At 68.7% G+C, this 15,712-nt stretch carries 16 protein-coding genes; 8 read left to right on the top strand and 8 right to left on the bottom strand.

Annotated features, from left to right (window positions below; translation table 11 throughout):
- Nucleotides 1-9: 9 nt before the first annotated feature.
- The gene (gene hisN / locus ABL840_RS06915; protein ID WP_093196814.1) at nucleotides 10-786 is read right to left on the bottom strand and encodes a histidinol-phosphatase; all 777 of its coding nucleotides are present in this window, start codon (nucleotides 784-786) and stop codon (nucleotides 10-12) included.
- A 114-nt stretch (nucleotides 787-900) separates the two neighbouring features.
- Between hisN and ABL840_RS06910 the strand changes: the two genes are divergently transcribed.
- Nucleotides 901-1,299 carry a DUF5329 family protein gene (locus ABL840_RS06910; RefSeq protein ID WP_093196816.1) on the top strand — a complete coding sequence of 133 codons (399 nt, stop codon included), beginning with the start codon at nucleotides 901-903 and terminating at the stop codon, nucleotides 1,297-1,299.
- A gap of 8 nt (nucleotides 1,300-1,307) precedes the next feature.
- Here the strand turns inward: ABL840_RS06910 and ABL840_RS06905 are convergent, their stop codons facing one another.
- The 5 genes from ABL840_RS06905 to ABL840_RS06885 all read right to left on the bottom strand — a co-directional run bounded on the left by ABL840_RS06905 (nucleotide 1,308) and on the right by ABL840_RS06885 (nucleotide 6,890).
- Nucleotides 1,308-2,177, bottom strand: a complete 870-nt coding sequence (locus ABL840_RS06905) for an ABC transporter permease (RefSeq protein ID WP_093196818.1) — start codon at nucleotides 2,175-2,177, stop codon at nucleotides 1,308-1,310.
- Nucleotides 2,174-3,034, bottom strand: a complete 861-nt coding sequence (locus ABL840_RS06900) for an ABC transporter ATP-binding protein (RefSeq protein ID WP_371287137.1) — start codon at nucleotides 3,032-3,034, stop codon at nucleotides 2,174-2,176. The genes ABL840_RS06905 and ABL840_RS06900 overlap by 4 nt, the downstream gene beginning before the upstream one ends.
- A 63-nt stretch (nucleotides 3,035-3,097) precedes the next feature.
- Nucleotides 3,098-4,108 (bottom strand): ABC transporter substrate-binding protein, encoded by a 1,011-nt coding sequence (locus tag ABL840_RS06895; RefSeq protein WP_093196820.1) that lies wholly within the window; start codon nucleotides 4,106-4,108, stop codon nucleotides 3,098-3,100.
- A gap of 28 nt (nucleotides 4,109-4,136) precedes the next feature.
- Nucleotides 4,137-5,030 (bottom strand): TauD/TfdA dioxygenase family protein, encoded by an 894-nt coding sequence (locus ABL840_RS06890; RefSeq protein WP_093196822.1) that lies wholly within the window; start codon nucleotides 5,028-5,030, stop codon nucleotides 4,137-4,139.
- A gap of 744 nt (nucleotides 5,031-5,774) precedes the next feature.
- Entirely contained in the window at nucleotides 5,775-6,890 is a 1,116-nt protein-coding gene (locus tag ABL840_RS06885) for a class I SAM-dependent methyltransferase (RefSeq protein ID WP_093196824.1), read from the bottom strand.
- A gap of 26 nt (nucleotides 6,891-6,916) precedes the next feature.
- On the opposite strand from ABL840_RS06885, the gene ABL840_RS06880 reads away from it, so the two are divergent.
- The gene (locus ABL840_RS06880) at nucleotides 6,917-7,696 is read left to right on the top strand and encodes an SDR family oxidoreductase (RefSeq protein WP_093196826.1); all 780 of its coding nucleotides are present in this window, start codon (nucleotides 6,917-6,919) and stop codon (nucleotides 7,694-7,696) included.
- An 8-nt stretch (nucleotides 7,697-7,704) separates the two neighbouring features.
- Nucleotides 7,705-8,085: a dihydroneopterin aldolase gene (locus ABL840_RS06875; RefSeq protein ID WP_093197242.1), complete on the top strand. Its 381-nt coding sequence runs from the start codon at nucleotides 7,705-7,707 to the stop codon at nucleotides 8,083-8,085.
- A 25-nt stretch (nucleotides 8,086-8,110) separates the two neighbouring features.
- On the opposite strand, the gene ABL840_RS06870 is transcribed toward ABL840_RS06875, so the two are convergent.
- Nucleotides 8,111-9,337, bottom strand: coding sequence for an MFS transporter (locus ABL840_RS06870; RefSeq protein ID WP_093196828.1), 1,227 nt, complete (start codon nucleotides 9,335-9,337; stop codon nucleotides 8,111-8,113).
- A 100-nt stretch (nucleotides 9,338-9,437) separates the two neighbouring features.
- On the opposite strand from ABL840_RS06870, the gene ABL840_RS06865 reads away from it, so the two are divergent.
- The 4 genes from ABL840_RS06865 to ABL840_RS06850 are packed head-to-tail and all read left to right on the top strand — an operon-like array spanning nucleotide 9,438 to nucleotide 12,771.
- Nucleotides 9,438-10,436 carry a LysR family transcriptional regulator gene (locus ABL840_RS06865; RefSeq protein ID WP_093196829.1) on the top strand — a complete coding sequence of 333 codons (999 nt, stop codon included), beginning with the start codon at nucleotides 9,438-9,440 and terminating at the stop codon, nucleotides 10,434-10,436.
- A 55-nt stretch (nucleotides 10,437-10,491) separates the two neighbouring features.
- Nucleotides 10,492-11,436: a tRNA 2-thiocytidine(32) synthetase TtcA gene (ttcA, locus tag ABL840_RS06860; protein WP_093196831.1), complete on the top strand. Its 945-nt coding sequence runs from the start codon at nucleotides 10,492-10,494 to the stop codon at nucleotides 11,434-11,436.
- Nucleotides 11,437-11,482: 46 nt separating this feature from the next.
- A complete protein-coding gene (locus ABL840_RS06855; RefSeq protein WP_093196832.1) occupies nucleotides 11,483-12,106 on the top strand; it encodes a DUF4136 domain-containing protein in 624 nt (207 codons plus the stop codon).
- Between the two features lie 20 nt (nucleotides 12,107-12,126).
- Nucleotides 12,127-12,771 (top strand): histidine phosphatase family protein, encoded by a 645-nt coding sequence (locus tag ABL840_RS06850; RefSeq protein WP_093196834.1) that lies wholly within the window; start codon nucleotides 12,127-12,129, stop codon nucleotides 12,769-12,771.
- Nucleotides 12,772-12,792: 21 nt separating this feature from the next.
- Here the strand turns inward: ABL840_RS06850 and hmpA are convergent, their stop codons facing one another.
- A complete protein-coding gene (gene hmpA / locus ABL840_RS06845) occupies nucleotides 12,793-13,986 on the bottom strand; it encodes an NO-inducible flavohemoprotein (RefSeq protein ID WP_093196836.1) in 1,194 nt (397 codons plus the stop codon).
- Nucleotides 13,987-14,144: 158 nt separating this feature from the next.
- Between hmpA and norR the strand changes: the two genes are divergently transcribed.
- Nucleotides 14,145-15,683 carry a nitric oxide reductase transcriptional regulator NorR gene (gene norR / locus ABL840_RS06840; protein WP_256228264.1) on the top strand — a complete coding sequence of 513 codons (1,539 nt, stop codon included), beginning with the start codon at nucleotides 14,145-14,147 and terminating at the stop codon, nucleotides 15,681-15,683.
- Nucleotides 15,684-15,712: the final 29 nt, after the last annotated feature.

Here is a 15,712-nt window from a genome sequence, read left to right as displayed (position 1 = left end):
GGCGACAGTCTAGGCCGAGAGAATGGCCATGGCTTGCCGGTGGAGTTCGGGTGTTGCCGCGGCGATCACCCGTCCGTCGGACTTCAGGCCCAGCGGCTGGCCCTGCCAGTCGGTGATGACGCCGCCGGCCGCCTCGATCAACCCGGCCGGGCCGAGGTAGTCGTAGGGCTGCAGGCCGGTCTCGACCACGAGGTCGATGGTGCCGCCAGCCAGCTGGGCGTAGCCGTAGCAGTCGCCGCCGAAGCGGCGCATCGCGCACTGGCGGCTGAGCCTGTCGAAGGCGCTCCAGTCGGCCGGCGCGAAGATGTCGGGCGAGGTGGTGACGATGCGGGCCTTGGCCACTTCGGTGCAGCCGCTCACGCGCACGGGCTGGCCGTCGCGCGTGGCGCCCTGGCCTGCCACGCCGATCCAGCGCTCCTTGAGCACCGGCATGTCGATCATGCCCAGCGCCACGCGACCGCCCTGCAGCACGCCGATCAGCGTGCCCCACAGCGGCGAGCCGGTGATGAAGCTGCGCGTGCCGTCGATGGGGTCGAGCACCCAGACACGGTCGGCATCGAGCCGCTCGGGGCCGTGCTCCTCGCCGTAGATGCCGTCGGCCGGCACGCGTGCGCCGAGGATCTCGCGCATGGCCGTCTCGGCGGCGCGGTCGGCCAGAGTGACGGGGCTTTCGTCGGCCTTGGTGATGATGTCCAGCGGCGTGCGGAAGTAGTGCATCGACTTGGCGGCGGCGGCATCGGCCAGCGCTTCGGCGATCGGCGAGAGGTCGGAAATGGAAGAGCTCATGGAAGAGTGGGAAACGCGTGCCAAAACGTGCAATTAGACCCGAGCCGGGCCGGGTTTGACACGCCGGGCCGGCCAGCCCTAGCATGGCCCGAAATTTGCCAGGGACTACGACAAATGGCTTCTTTCCCCCACCTTCGCTCGGCGCTGCTGGCCCTCGTGCTCGGCGCCTCGACCCTGCTGGCCCACGCCACGCCCTCCGATACGGAAGACAAACTGATCGACACGCTGATCCAGCGCGTCTCGAGGATGAGCTCGATGATCTTCCTGCGCAACGGCAGCGAATACAACGCCGCCGACGCCGCCAAGCACATGCAGGCGAAGTACGACTATTTCAAAAAGGAACTGCTCACGGCCGAGGACTTCATCGAGCGCTGCGCCTCGCGCTCGGAAATGACCGGGCAGGCCTACAAGGTGAAGCTCACCAACGGCACGGTGCGCGACGCCAACGAATTCCTCAACGGCGAGCTGCGCGCGCTGCGGCAGGCCGCAGGGCCGAAGAAGACGGGCGGCTAGCCGAACAGCTAGCGCTGCTGCCCCCAGCGCCGCACCGTCAGCCGCTCCAGCGTCCTGAAGCCCAGGCTCTCGACCAGCAGGCCGATCAGCACCACCAGCGCGAGGCCCGCGAACACGCGGTCGGTGTAGAGCTCGTTGCGGTTCTGGAAGATGTACCAGCCCAGCCCGCCCTTGCCCGACGAGGCCCCGAACACCAGCTCCGCCGCGATCAGCGTGCGCCAGGCAAAGGCCCAGCCGATCTTCAGCCCCGACAGGATCGACGGCAGCGCCGCCGGCACCAGGATCTGCAGCACGTAGCGCAGGCCCCTGAGCCCGTAGTTACGCCCCGCCATACGCAGCGTGTCGGGCACGCCCTGGAAGCCCGCATAGGTGTTGAGTGCCAGCGGCCACAGCACCGAGTGGATCAGCACGAACACCAGGCTGCCGCGCCCCAGCCCGAACCACAGCAGCGCCAGCGGCAGCAGCGCGATGGCGGGCAGCGGGTTGAACATGGAAGTGAGCGTGTCCAGCAGGTCGCGGCCGATGCGCGTGGACACGGCGAGCGTGGTGAGCGCGAAGGCCAGCAGCACACCGGCGATGTAGCCCTGCAGCAGCACGGCCAGCGAGATGCGCACCTTCTCGATCAGCTCGCCGCTCGCGAGGCCGTCGAACAGCGCCGCCGCCGTGGCGGTGAAGGTGGGCAGCAGCAGGTCGTTGTTCTGCCAGCGGGCGGCCAGCTCCCACAGAGCGGCGATGACGGCGAGGATCAGGCCCTTGCGCAGCCATGCCTGCGACCAGATGCGCTCGCCCAGCGGCAGCCGGCGCTCGAGCGGCACTTCGGTGAAGGGCTCGAGCGTGCGCTCGTACTCGGGGCGGATGGGCGGGACGATGGCGCTCATGCCACGGTCTCCTCTACTGCCTGCTTCTCTTCCTCGAACAGCATGTCGTGGATGCGCTGCGCCGTACCCTGGAATTCGGCGCCGCCCAGGCTGTCGAGCGTGAAGGCGTGGCTATTGATCTCGGCGCGCATGCGCCCCGGATGCGGCGACAGCAGCGCGATGCGGTTGCCCACCACCAGCGCCTCCTCGATGGAGTGGGTGACGAACAGCAGCGTGAATCGCACCTCGTCCCACAGCTCGAGCAGCTCCTGCTGCATCCTGCGGCGCGTGAGCGCATCGAGCGCGGCGAAAGGCTCGTCCATCAGCAGCACGCGCGGCTGCATCGCGAGCGCACGCGCGATCGCCACGCGCTGCTTCATGCCGCCCGAAAGCTGGTGCGGATGCACGTCGGCGAACTTCGAGAGGCCGACCTTGTCGAGGTAGTGCAGCGCGCGCTCGGCCGCTTCCTTCCTGCCGAGCGTGCGGGAGGCCAGCAGCGGGAACATCACGTTCTGCTTCACCGTCTTCCACGGCGGCAGCTGGTCGAATTCCTGGAACACGACGATGCGGTCGGGCCCGGGCTGCGCCACGCGCCGGCCGTCGAGGCGGATCTCGCCCTCGACCGGCGGGATGAAACCGGCCACCGCCTTCAGCAGCGTGGACTTGCCGCAGCCCGAGGGGCCGAGCAGTACGAAGCGGTCGGCGGCATGGACATCGAAGCTCACGCGATGCGTGGCGCGCACGACGCGCTCGGGGGTGCGGTATTCGAGGCTGACGTTGTCAACCTGCAGCAGCGGTGCACTGTCTTGCTCCCTCTCCCGCTCGCGGGAGAGGCTCGGGGTGAGGGCTGGCGGCGATGCCGGGGGCTCCCCCCTCACCCCCGCCCTCTCCCGATGGGAGAGGGAGTCAACCCGCGAATCCAGAACCGCTGCCGTGCTCACTCAATTCCCCGACACGTTTTGCGCGTCGTCGAAGAAGTAGTCCTTCACCGAAGCCGGCTTGTTCTTGATCGCGCCGACGCGGTGCATGAACTCGGCCAGCGGATAGGTGTTCTGCGGCGTGGTCTTGAACTGCACCTCGGGGTTCTTGATGATCTTCAGCAGCAGGTCGCGGTCGAGCTTCGCGTTGCTCACCTTCAGGTAGATGTCCGCGGCCTTCTCGGGGTTGGCGGTGACGAACTTCGCCGCCTCGTCGAGCGCATCGACGAAAGCCTTGTATGTCTTCGGGTTCTCGCTGCGGAATTTCTCCGTGGCGTAGAGCACCGTCGCCGACGACGGGCCGCCCAGCACCTGGTACGAGTTGAGCACGATGCGCGCGTTCGGATTGCCAGCGAGTTCCTGCTCCTGGAAGGGCGGATTGCCGAAATGCCCCGTGATCTCCGTGCCGCCCTTGATGATGGCCGCCGCCGCATCGGGGTGCGGCACCGCCACGCTGATCTTGTCGAGCCTGTTGAACTCCTTGTCACCCCAGAGCTTGGCCGAGGCGAACTGCAGCACGCGCGACTGCACCGACACGCCCACTGCGGGCAGCGCGATGCGGTCCTTGTCGGTGAAGTCGGCGATCGACTTCACGTTCGGGTTGTTGGTCACCAGGTAGTACGGGAAGTTGCCCAGCGAGGCCACGCCCTTCACGTTCTGCTTGCCCTTGGTGCGGTCCCACAGCGTGAGTAGCGGCCCCACGCCGGCGCCTGCGATCTCGATGTTGCCCGACAGCAGCGCGTCGTTCACCGCCGAGCCGCCCGAGAGCTTGACCCATTCGACCTTGGCATCGACACCCGCGGCCTTCGCGTGCTTCTCGATGAGCTTCTGCTCCTGCGCCACGTTCAGCAGCAGGTAGACGATGCCGAACTGCTCGGCGATGCGGATCTGGCCTTCGGCATGCGCGGAAAGGCTGCCGGCCAGGAGGCCGAGGCCGGCGACGAGCGCCGCGGCTTTGCGGGTGAAGCGGTTCATTGGATTGGGAATCGAGAGAGAAGAAGAATCAGAAAGGCGTGTCGCCGACGATGGTGGTGCGGTTCAGGCGGCGGCGCAGGTGGTCGGGCGTGCCGGCCGCGAGATGCATCAGCGAGCGGTTGTCCCAGAACACGAGGTCGTGCGGCGCCCATGTGTGGCGATACACGAACTCGGGCTTGACGCTGTGCGCGAACAGCTCCGCGAGCAGCGCGTCGCTCTCGTCCTGCGGCAGGCCGACGATGCGCGTCGTGAAATGCTCGCTGACGAAGAGCGCCTTGCGCCCCGTCTCCGGGTGCGTGCGCACCACGGGCTGCACCGCAGGTGCGACCTGATCGATCTGCGCCTGCGAGAGCTTGGGCCGCCACGGGTTCTTGGCGCGCAGCTCTTCGTACTTGGCGAGATAGCTGTGCTCGGCCTTCAGCGGCAGGATCCGCTGCTGCAGCTCGGGGCTCAGCGATTCCCATGCGAGATGCTGGTCGGCGAAGAGCGTGTCGCCGCCTTCGCTCGGAAGCTCCTGCGCGTGCAGCAGCGAGCCGAGGCTGGGCTTGGGCTTGTACGAGATGTCGGAGTGCCAGTAGACGCCGGCGTCGCCGAGACCGATGGGCTCGCCGTTCTCCTTGATGTTGGAGACGATGAGGATCTCGGGGTGGTCCTTGAGCTGGAACTGATGGAGGACGTGGATTTCGAGAGGGCCGAAGCGGCGGCTGAAATCGATGTGCTCCTGGGGGGTGATCTGCTGGTCGCGGAATACTAGGACGTGGTGGTCGAGGTGGGCCTTGTGGATTCGGGCGAAGTCTTCGGTGGTGATGGGCTTCGAGATGTCGAGGCCTACGACCTCGGCTCCTACGGGGGCGGGGAAGGGGCGGATCTCGAAGTGCTGCGCTGCGGTGTTGGCAACGCTGCTGGAGGGGACGGCAGTCATGCCGGGAATGTAGGGGGCGGGGTGTCGTTCGCCAACGAACTCTTCGTTGCTAGCTTATGACTATGTAATTTCGCCGGAGTTTGGTTTGGGTTCCGGGGCCGGGTCTCGGCCCGGCGGGCGACCTACTTTCTTTTGCTTCGCCAAAAGAAAGTAGGCAAAGAAAAGGCGACCCCACTGTCTGCGACCCTTCGCTTCGCTACGGGGCAACCTGCGGTGCTCGCGTTTCGCGGGGTCCGCAGAACTCGCTTCGCTCAAACAGCTGCGGCCCTTGTCCCTCCTACGTCTGCGCTCCTCGGCGCAGCCAGAAGGGAGTTGGAGACCGAACAGGCCATCGCTGCGCTCGGCTACCGAACTGCCTGGACTGGCCTTCGCTTCGCTCGGCCCGGAATCTCAATTCAATCGCGACGGTTTTAGCGAACCCAGCACCTCATTCTAAGCACTGCAGGCGCGAAGCGCTTGCTGTGCCTTGGGGGCCGAGCAAAGCGATGGCCCGGGTGTTCCCCCTCCCCTCTGGCTGCGCCGAGGAGCGCAGCGTTTCGCGGATAAGGGCCGCAGCTGTTTGAGCGAAGCGAGTTCTGCGGACCCCCTCCTACGTCGAGCACCGCAGGTTGCCCGCAGCGAAGCGAAGGGACGCAGACAGTAGGGTCGCCTTTCTTTTGCCTACTTTTCTTTGGCGAAGCAAAGAAAAGTAGGTCGGCCGCCGGGCCGAGTCCCGGCCTCGGAAAGCAAACCAAGAGCAGCCACTCAAAGCGTATGACTGCGATCCCCTTCAACAAACCCCATCGCATCCCACCCCTCCCCCACAGCAAACCCCAAAACCTTGAACAACTCCCCCATCTCATGCTCATGAATGAGCCGAGCCGCCATCCCCCGCTCACCAACAGACCCTTGCTCCATCCTGGCAAGCAACCCGCAATTCAACAGAAACCGCGCCTGGCTCGTATAGCCAAGCACAGCAAGCCCCGCATCCTGCCCAGCCAGCGCAACCCCGGTGAAGTCGACATGCGCCGTGATGTCCTTCAACCCGACATCAGCCAGCGGATCGCCATCGGCCTTGTGCCCCTGATGGCACATCACAGTCCCCATGTGCCTCTGCGGGTGGTAGTACTCGGCCTCGGGAAACCCGTAGTCGATGAAGAACGCGGCCCCCTTCTTCAGCCGGTCCGCCAGGGTCGCGATGAAGGCCTTCCCCTGCGGATGGATCTCGGTGAGGTAATCGTGCGCGCCAGGCACCTCCACCGGCGGACGCAGTTCTGTCGCGCGGTCGGCCCAGGCCCATCCATCGCCGGCGACATTGCGCACGACACCCCGCTCGAACCACTGCCCACCCACGCGGGCCAGCAGTTGCACCGGCATCGCATCGAGCACTTCGTTGCCGACGACCACGCCTTCCATCGCCTCCGGCAGCTCGTTGAGCCATTCGACGCGGCCTGCATGGCGAGCGAGCGCCTGCTGCTGCCGCTCGCGCAAGGTGCCCGACAGGTCGACGATGCGATAGCGCACGTCGCCGCGCCCCATCTCGTCGAGCGCATGCAGCAGCTGAACCGCGAGCGCCCCCGATCCGGCGCCGAATTCCCACACCGTGTCGGTTCCGGTCTTCTCCAGTGCCTCGGCCACCTGCACCGCCAGGGTCTGGCCGAACATGGGCGTGAGTTCGGGCGCGGTCACGAAGTCGCTGCCCGAAGAAGGCATGTGGCCGAACTTGGCCAGCGTGTTGGCGTAGTAGCCCAGGCCGGGCGCGTACAGCGCGAGCGCCATGAAGCGGTCGAAGCCTATCCAGCCGCCCGCGCGCTCGACGGAACGCGCGATGAGATGGTCGAGGGCGGTGGGTAAACTGCTGGGGGTCGTCTTTGTCGTCACAGCGCCATTCTCCCCTCTCTCCCCGCATGAGCCCCGCCTCCCCAGCCTCCACCTCTCCCCGCACGGTCCTCGTTACGGGCGCAGGCCGTCGGCTCGGCCGCGAGATTGCGCTGGCGCTCGCCGCGAGCGGCTGGCAGGTGGCGGTGCACTACCGGAACTCGCGCTCCGAGGCCGAGCAGACGGTCGCCGACTGCGCCGCGCTCTCGGGCGACTCGGCCCTGTTCTCGGCCGACCTCGAGGACGAACAGGCCACGCGCGCGCTGCTGCCCCGCGTGGTCGCGCGCTTCCGCGGCATCGATGCCGTGGTCCACAGCGCCGCCCTCTTCGAGCACGACGAGGCCGCCACCTTCGGCTACGCGCTCATGGAACGCCATGCGCGCAGCAACACCGGCGCGGCCATCCTGCTGGCGCAGGCGCTGCACGAGCACCTGGCGGCGCGCGATGCGCAGGGCGCGGTGGTCCATCTGCTCGACCAGAAACTCTGGAACCCGAACCCCGACTTCCTGAGCTACACGCTGTCGAAGGCCGCGCTCGAGGCCGCCACGCCGATGCTGGCGCTGGCGCTGGCGCCGCGCGTGCGCGTGGTGGGCGTGGCGCCCGGCCTCACGCTGGCGAGCCACATGCTGGACGACGACAAGTTCGCGCAACTGCACAAGCTGTCGCCGCTGGGCCGCTCGTCCACTCCGGAGGACGTGGCCGCCACGGTGAAGTTCGCGCTGGAGAACCGTTCGATCACCGGCACCACGCTGCTGGTGGACGGCGGCCAGCACCTGATGAAATTCGAGCGCGATTTCTCGCTCATGTGAGCACCTCCATGTCTTCCACCAAGCACACCCACGGCCACCAGACCCTCACCCTGATGGGCCTGCGCTTCGACGCGAACCTCGGCATCCTCGACCACGAAAAGGTCGCGCCGCAGCCGATCCAGGTCGATGCGGAACTCAACCTCGGGGAGCAGCCGCTGCTGCCGCAGGACGACGACATCTTCCATGTGCTGGACTACGGCAAGGTGCGCCTCATCATCATCGACGAGTGCACCGCCGAGCACGTCAACCTGCTCGAGAGCCTGATCGGCAAGCTGGTGCAGCGCCTGCTGCAGCTGCCCGGCGTGCTGGGCGTGCGCGTGAAGATCGCCAAGCTCGAGATCTTCGACGACTGCGAAGTGGCGATCCGCATGGAAGCCGGCGAGTGGTGAGCTGAGCCGCAGCCATCCGCGGCACTCAGGCCGCTGAGCCGCAGGCCACCGCGGACCTCTTTGCCGCCGGCCACATGCGCACGGCCAGCGCGCCGAGCGCCGATACCGAAGCCATCGCCGCCACGCCCGACCACCCCCATTGCGCCAGCACCAGGGCACCCAGCGCGGAGCCCGTGGCCATGCCGACGAACACCCCCGTGAAGAACACCGCGTTGAGCCGGCTGCGCGCGCCGGGGTCGATGCCGTAGACCACCGTCTGGTGCGCGATCAGCGCGGCCTGCAGGCCGAAGTCGAAGCCGATGGCGGCAACCACGATCAGCCCCAGCCGCGCGGCCGGAGCCGCAAGCAGCGGCGCGAACAGCATCGCCGCGAAGGAGACGGCGACCAGCGCGGCACCCATGCGGATCACCAACTCGGGACCGCGGCGATCCGCGAGGCGCCCGGCGATGGGCGCGGCCAGCGCACCCGCCGCGCCGGCAAGGCCGAAGGCGCCGGCTGCCGCGCTGCCCAGGTGGAACGGTGCGCCATGCAGCATCACGGCCAGCGTCGACCAGAAGGCGCTGAAGCCCACCGACAGCAGGGCCTGCGCGAAGGTCGCGCGGCGCAGCGCGCCATGGCGCTTCCACAGGCCGGCCAGCGAACCCAGCAGTGCGCCGTAGCCCAGGTGCGTGGTCGGGCGCAGGCGCGGCAGTCCGCGCGCAGCAGCGGCGCCGATGAGCGCGATGCTCACTGCCGCGACGACGAACATCGCGCGCCAGCCGAAGTGCTCGGCCACGAAGCCCGCGAGCACGCGCGACAGCAGGATGCCCAGCAGCAGCCCGGTCATCACCGTGCCGACGATCCGGCCGCGATGCGCCTCGGGCGCCAATGTGGCGGCGGCGGGCACCACGTCCTGCGCCATCGTGGCCGCGAGGCCGATGACAAGGCTCGCCGCCAGCAGCGGCGCGACCGAAGGAGAGAACGCCGCGCCCAACAGCGCGAGCACCAGCACGGAAGCCTTGACGAGGATGATGCGGCGCCGGTCGAAGCGGTCGCCCAGCGGCGCGAGCAGCAGGATGCCGAGCGCGTAGCCCAGCTGCGTGAGCGTGGGCACGAAGCCCACGGAACGGGCCGAGGCGCCGATGTCAGGGCCGAGCACGCCCAGCATGGGCTGGCTGTAGTACAGCGCGGCCACGCCGAAGCCGGCGCTGGCGGCCAGCAGCAGGATCAGCGACCCTGGCAGCTTTTCATGCGTGTTTTGAATGGAAGACATGGTGTAAACCCTTGGATTCGAGAAACGAAGGCTGGAGTTTGCGGGCCCCTCCACTCTGAAGGTAGGCCTGCGTGTCGAACAATTGATATACGCTCGGCGCATGGCCAAGCCACTCCCACCCCCGCCTCCGGCCGACCGCATCGAGTTGATGCAGACCTTCGTTCGCATCGTCGAGGCCGGCAGCCTGTCGGCCGCCGCCGCCCAGATGGGCACCACCCAGCCCACCGTGAGCCGCCGCCTGCAGGCGCTCGAACGCTCGCTGGGCGTGCGGCTGCTGCAGCGCTCCACCCACGCGATGAAGCTCACGGAAGACGGCGAGCGCTGCTTCGACCGCGCCAAGGAGCTGATCCTGAGTTGGGGCGCCTTCGAGGCCGAGCTGCGCGGCGTGGGCGACCAGCCCGAGGGCCGGCTGCGCGTGGTGGCGCCGCATGCCTTCGGGCAGCAGCTGCTGGTCGGGCCGCTGGCCTCTTACCTGCAGCGCCATCCGCAGGTGACGGTCGAGTGGCTGCTGCACGACAGCCCGCATGACGAAACGCCCGACTTCATCGCCGAGGGCGTCGACTGCGCGATCCGCGTCGGCGAGGTGACGGACCCCAACGCCGTGGCGATCCGCCTGTTCGACGTGCCACGCATCGCGGTCGGGGCGCCCTCCCTCTTCGGGCCCGGCACGCCGCTGCCGGTGCACGCCAGAGAGCTCGAAGCCCTGCCCTGGCTGGCGGCGCGCAACTTCTACCGGACCGAGGTCGTGTTCACGCACGAGAGCACCGGCGAGGTGTGCCGGGTGCCGATCCGCCCGCGCATGATCACCGACAGCCTCTACGCCCTGCGCAGCGCGGCCGTGCTGGGCGTGGGGGTCGGGGTGTCGTCGGCCTGGATGCTCACCGAGGAGCTGGCTGCGGGGCGGCTGGTGCACCTGGCGCCGCAGTGGCACGGCACGCCCGCGCCGGTGTACATCGTGTATCCGTACGCGCGCTTCTATCCGGCGCGGCTGCGGCTCTTCGTGGAGGCGATGCGGCAGGCCTTCCCGGAATCCCCGTTGCCCGCGGCCGGGGTGATCGGGGTAGCCGGAGCAACCGTAAACGGGCCCGATGGCGGGTGAAATGGGGATCGGGGACAATCACCCCCTTCCCCCGACTCCCCGAAGCAGCCTGCCCATGAACGCCGTCTGGATCGACGAGGCGCCCGCCACCGCCGACGCCACCGCCTCCTCTCCCGCCAATTCCATGAAGATCGAGCGCGAGACGCACAAGCTCGAGAAGCGCCTGTGCCGCCAGGTCGGGCAGGCGATCGTCGACTACAACATGATCGAAGAGGGCGACAAGGTCATGGTGTGCGTCTCGGGCGGCAAGGACAGCTATGCGCTGCTCGACATCCTGCTCAAGCTGAAGGCGCGCGCACCCATCCACTTCGACATCGTGGCGGTCAACCTCGACCAGAAGCAGCCCGGCTTTCCCGAGGAAGTGCTGCCCAAGTACCTGAGCGAACTGGGCGTGGACTTCCACATCGAGAACCAGGACACCTACAGCATCGTCAAGCGCGTGATTCCCGAGGGCAAGACCACCTGCGGCCTGTGCAGCCGGCTGCGCCGCGGCATCCTCTACCGCGTGGCCGACGAGCTGGGCGCCACCAAGGTCGCGCTGGGCCACCACCGCGACGACATGCTGCAGACCTTCTTCCTCAACATGTTCTTCGCCGGCAAGCTGAAGAGCATGCCGCCCAAGCTGGTGAGCGACGACGGCAGGCACGTCGTTATCCGCCCGCTGGCCTACGTGTCCGAGAAGGACACCATCCGCTGGGCCCAGCACCGCGAGTTCCCGATCATTCCGTGCACGCTCTGCGGCAGCCAGGAGAACCTGCAGCGCAAGCAGGTAGGAGAAATGCTGCACGAATGGGACAAGAAGTATCCCGGCCGCGTGGAGAACATGTTCACCGCGCTGCAGAACGTGGTGCCTTCGCACCTGCTCGACGGAACGCGGCACGACTTCAAGGGTCTGAAGGCGACCGGCGTGGCGGACGACGAGGGCGACAAGGCCTTCGACCCGCCTTCCTTCGATCTGCTCTCCCAGGCACCTGCCGCCCTGCGCATCGTCCAGGGCTGAACGGGCAACCCAGGGGAATTTTGGGCAACAGTGCCCGGAGACCCTCATGAAATCTGCGATCCCGGCTCTTCTTCTTGCAGTAACCCTGACAGGCTGCGCCACCTCCTGGGTGGTCGACAGCGACGTGAAGAGCTTCGCCTCCCCGGGCGCCATCGCGCCCGGCGCCACCTACCGCTTCGACCGCCTGCCCTCGCAGCAGGCCGACGGCGCGCGGCAGGAATCGCTCGAAGCCATGGCCGGCGCGGCGCTCGACAAGGTCGGCCTGCGCCGCGACGATGCCAAGGCCCAGTACATCGCGCAGATCGGCGCGCGCGTGACGGCCGGCCTCTCGCCCTGGGCCGACCCGTGGCTCTACAACGGCCCCGGGGGCTACGGCTACGGCGGCTATGGCTACTACGGCCGGCGCTGGTACGGCGGCGGCTGGTATGGCGGCCCCATGTTCGCGCCACCGGCCAACCCCTGGTACGAGCGCGAGGTGAGCATCGTGCTTCGCGAGGCAGGCTCCAACCGCGTGGTCTACGAGACCCGCGCCCGCAACGACGGCCCCTACACCTCGAGCGCGGCGATCCTGCCGGTGATGTTCCAGGCCGCGCTGCAGGGCTTCCCGAACCCGCCGCAGGGCGAGCGCCGGGTCAACATCGAGCTGCCGACGGCGCAGGCCCGGAAATAGCGGCTTTTAAAATTCCCCGGATGGAAGAACCCACCCGCCTGATCGCCGTTCGCCACGGCGAGACCGCCTGGAACGTCGACACCCGCATCCAGGGCCAGCTCGACATCGGGCTCAACGCCACCGGCGTCTGGCAGGCGCAGCGCGCGGGCGCGGCGCTGGCCGACGAGCCCATCGGCGTCGTCTATGCCAGCGACCTGTCGCGCGCCTGGCAGACCGCGCAGGCCATCGCCGAGCCCCATGGCCTGGCCGTGCAACCCGAGCCGCGCCTGCGCGAGCGGGCATTCGGCACCTTCGAGGGCATGAGCTTCGCCGAGATCGAGGCCACTCTGCCCGTGCAGGCCAGGCTCTGGCGCGAACGCGATCCCGAATTCGAGCCCGAGGGCGGCGAAAGCCTTCTCACCTTCCGCGACCGCGTGACGGGCGTGGCCGCCGAACTCGCGGCGCGCCATCCGGGCGAACTGGTCGTGCTGGTCGCGCACGGCGGCGTGATGGACGTGCTCTACCGCGCCGCCACCCGCCAGGAGCTGCAGGCGCCACGCACCTGGCAGCTCGGCAACGCGGCCATCAACCGCATGCTGTGGACGCCCGAAGGCTTCAGCCTCGTGGGCTGGAGCGACACCGCCCACCTCTCGGCCGGCAGCCCGCTCGACGAAACCACGAGCTGAAGCCTCGCTCCCCGCCCCGCATCAGCAATCCGCGCTCAGGTCCTCCAGCGGCCCGAAGAACTCGTAGCGGATCTGCTGCGCGGGCACGCCCAGCGCCACGCTGTTCGCGTACATCGCCTTCATGAAGGGCTTCGGGCCGAGGAAGTAGAAGTCCACGTCGCGGTCCGGCGGCAAGGCCTGCGCGAGCAGCTCCTTCGTGACGAAGCCGGTCGCGTGCGGCCGGTCGGCGTCGCGCGGCGCGTCGTACACGTAGAGCGCCTCCACGTTCGCATGCGCGGCCGCCAGTGCGTCGACGCGCGCCCGGAAGGCATGCACGCCGCCGTGGCGCGCAGCATGGATGAAGCGGATCGGCCGCCCCGTGGGCGCTGCGGTTTCGAGCATGCTCATCGCCGGCGTGATGCCCACGCCGCCGGTCACGAGGACCAGCGGGCGGCCTTCGGCGGGCGCGGGCTGCAGCACGAAGTCGCCGCTGGGCGGCAGCACGTCGAGCACGGTGCCTGGGCGGGCATGGGCATGCAGCCAGTTCGACACGCGCCCGCCCTCCTCGCGCTTCACGCTGATGCGCAGGCAGGGCTTGCCAGGCGCATCGGAAAGCGAATAGTTGCGCCGCACGGTCTCGCCGTCGATCTCCAGCACCAGCGTGAGGTACTGGCCCGGCAGGAACGCGGGCAGCGGGCCGCCGTCCTCGGGCTCTAGGTACAGCGAGAGGATGAGCTCGCTCTCCGGCTCGCGACGCGCCACGACGAAGCGGCGCGTGCCGCGCCAGCCGCCGGGGCGCCGCTCGTTGGCGCCGTACGCATCTTCCTCGGCGGCGATCAGCAGGCCGGCCAGCGCCTCGTAGGCCTCTGCCCAGGCGGCAATGATTTCGTCGGTCGCGACGTCGCCCAGCACCTCGCGGATGGCCTGCAGCAGGCACTTGCCGACGATCGGGTAGTGCTCGGGCTGCACGCCGAGCGCGACGTGCTTCTGGATGATCCGCGGCAGCGCGCCCGCCAGCGCCTCGAGCCGGTCGATGTTCGCGGCATAGGCGAGCACCGCGCCGGCCAGCGCGCGCGCCTGCGTGCCGCTGGCCTGGTGCGCTTCGTTGAAGAAGGTCTTCACCTCGGGATGGTTCGCGAACATGACGCGATAGAAGTGGGAGGTGATCGCCTCCCCCTGCGTCTGCAGCAGCGGAACGGTGGCCTTGACGAGGGCGATGGTGCGTTCGGAAAACATGGCTGGAAAACTCGAAGGTAGTGAAGGAACGTTCTTCCTTCTCATGAAGCGTGCCTGCCGTCGTGCCTTCGCAAGCCCTTGTTTTTGAACATTTTTTTTCCGACACAGTCAAATCGACCACAAGAAATGTTGTCAAATCGACCACCATGAGCGTAGAAATGACCACATCCGAGGGGCCCGACCACCCCAGCGAGGGCGAGCGCTTCGGCGCCCTCCTCAAGGCCGTGCGCGAACTCGTGCGCTGCGACGCGGTGGCGCTGCTGCGGCTGGAGGACGGCATGCTGCGCGCCGTCGCGGTCGACGGCCTCAGCGACGAGGCGCTGGGACGCCGCTTCGCGGTGGCGGCGCACCCGCGTTTCGCCCGCCTGCTCGAGAGTCCGGCGGGCGTGCGCTTTCCGCCCGATTGCGATCTGCCCGATCCCTACGACGGGCTCGTCTCGGGCCAACCCGAGATCCTGCCGGTGCACGACTGCATGGGCGCGCCGCTGCGCCTGCGCGGCGACACCTGGGGCCTGCTCACGCTCGACGCGCTGGAGCCTTCGGCCTTCGACGCCGTCGGCCCCGCGCGGATGGAAGCGCTGGTGCGGCTGGTCGAGTCGGGCATCGAGGCTGCGCATGCGGCACGCGACATGGCCCGGCGCACGGCACAGGAACAGGTGCTGGCCGAGGCCTGGCAGTCCGGCCGCGCCGCCGTGCGCGAACTGGTGGGCACCAGCGCGGCGATGCAGCAGCTGCGCCGCGAGATCGACACCGTGGGTGCCTCCGACCTCACCGTGCTGCTGCTGGGCGAGACCGGCGTGGGCAAGGACCTCGTGGCGCAGCGGCTGCATGCGTGCTCGCGGCGCAGGTCCCAGCCGCTGGTCCAGGTGAACTGCGCGGCGCTGCCCGAGACGTTGGCCGACAGCGAGCTCTTCGGCCATCGCCGGGGTGCCTTCACCGGTGCCATCCAGGACCGCACCGGCAAGTTCGAGCTGGCCGACGGCGGCACGCTGTTCCTCGACGAGGTCGGCGAGCTGCCGCTGGGCGTGCAGGCCAAGCTGCTGCGCGTGCTGCAGGGCGGCGAGCTGCAACGCCCGGGCAGCGATCGCACGCTGCGCGTGGACGTGCGCGTGATCGCGGCCACCAACCGCGACCTGCCCGCCGCCATCGCGCAGGGGCGGTTCCGGGCCGACCTGTACCACCGGCTGTCGGTCTATCCGCTGGTGGTGCCGCCGCTGCGCGCGCGCGGCCGCGACGTGCTCGCGCTAGCCGGCGGTTTCCTCGAGGAGAACCAGCACCGGCTGGGCGCGCGCAACCTGCGCCTGTCGCCCGCCGCGCGGACCGCGCTGCTGGCGCATTCATGGCCCGGCAACGTGCGCGAACTCGAACACACGATCAGCCGTGCCGCGCTGCGCGCCTACCGCGAGCACGCGCCTCGCGCGCGCTGGGTGGCGATCGAGCCGCGGCACCTGTTGCTGGAGGAAGCGCCGTTGCAGCCGTCGCCCGTCGATTTGCCGGCCACGGCGGCGGCTGCCGAAACCGGAACGCCGGTGACGCTGCGGGAGGCCACCGAAGCCTTCCAGCGCGAGTGGCTGGCCGCCTGCGTGGCCCGTCACGGCGGCAACCTCAGCCGGGCGGCTGCCCAGGCCGGCATGGACCGCAGCAACTTCCATCGCCTGCTGCGCAAGCTGGGCATCGCCGCGCAGCCACCGGCCTGACGCCCGGCGAGTGAGCGGCAGGTGCGCGG

The sequence above is a fragment of the Variovorax sp. NFACC27 genome (assembly GCF_048301545.1).
In the GTDB taxonomy this organism is placed as follows: Bacteria; Pseudomonadota; Gammaproteobacteria; order Burkholderiales; family Burkholderiaceae_C; genus Variovorax; species Variovorax gossypii.
This window is presented reverse-complemented; position numbering and strand designations above follow the sequence as displayed.

What these genes read in the sequence shown, in the direction of transcription:
- hisN (WP_093196814.1), bottom strand. Translation starts at nt 786, where the DNA reads ATGAGCTCTTCCATTTCCGACCTCTCGCCGATCGCCGAAGCGCTGGCC.
- ABL840_RS06910 (WP_093196816.1), top strand. Translation starts at nt 901, where the DNA reads ATGGCTTCTTTCCCCCACCTTCGCTCGGCGCTGCTGGCCCTCGTGCTC.
- ABL840_RS06905 (WP_093196818.1), bottom strand. Translation starts at nt 2,177, where the DNA reads ATGAGCGCCATCGTCCCGCCCATCCGCCCCGAGTACGAGCGCACGCTC.
- ABL840_RS06895 (WP_093196820.1), bottom strand. Translation starts at nt 4,108, where the DNA reads ATGAACCGCTTCACCCGCAAAGCCGCGGCGCTCGTCGCCGGCCTCGGC.
- ABL840_RS06890 (WP_093196822.1), bottom strand. Translation starts at nt 5,030, where the DNA reads ATGACTGCCGTCCCCTCCAGCAGCGTTGCCAACACCGCAGCGCAGCAC.
- ABL840_RS06880 (WP_093196826.1), top strand. Translation starts at nt 6,917, where the DNA reads ATGAGCCCCGCCTCCCCAGCCTCCACCTCTCCCCGCACGGTCCTCGTT.
- ABL840_RS06875 (WP_093197242.1), top strand. Translation starts at nt 7,705, where the DNA reads ATGTCTTCCACCAAGCACACCCACGGCCACCAGACCCTCACCCTGATG.
- ABL840_RS06870 (WP_093196828.1), bottom strand. Translation starts at nt 9,337, where the DNA reads ATGTCTTCCATTCAAAACACGCATGAAAAGCTGCCAGGGTCGCTGATC.
- ABL840_RS06865 (WP_093196829.1), top strand. Translation starts at nt 9,438, where the DNA reads ATGGCCAAGCCACTCCCACCCCCGCCTCCGGCCGACCGCATCGAGTTG.
- ttcA (WP_093196831.1), top strand. Translation starts at nt 10,492, where the DNA reads ATGAACGCCGTCTGGATCGACGAGGCGCCCGCCACCGCCGACGCCACC.
- ABL840_RS06855 (WP_093196832.1), top strand. Translation starts at nt 11,483, where the DNA reads ATGAAATCTGCGATCCCGGCTCTTCTTCTTGCAGTAACCCTGACAGGC.
- ABL840_RS06850 (WP_093196834.1), top strand. Translation starts at nt 12,127, where the DNA reads ATGGAAGAACCCACCCGCCTGATCGCCGTTCGCCACGGCGAGACCGCC.
- hmpA (WP_093196836.1), bottom strand. Translation starts at nt 13,986, where the DNA reads ATGTTTTCCGAACGCACCATCGCCCTCGTCAAGGCCACCGTTCCGCTG.
- norR (WP_256228264.1), top strand. Translation starts at nt 14,145, where the DNA reads ATGACCACATCCGAGGGGCCCGACCACCCCAGCGAGGGCGAGCGCTTC.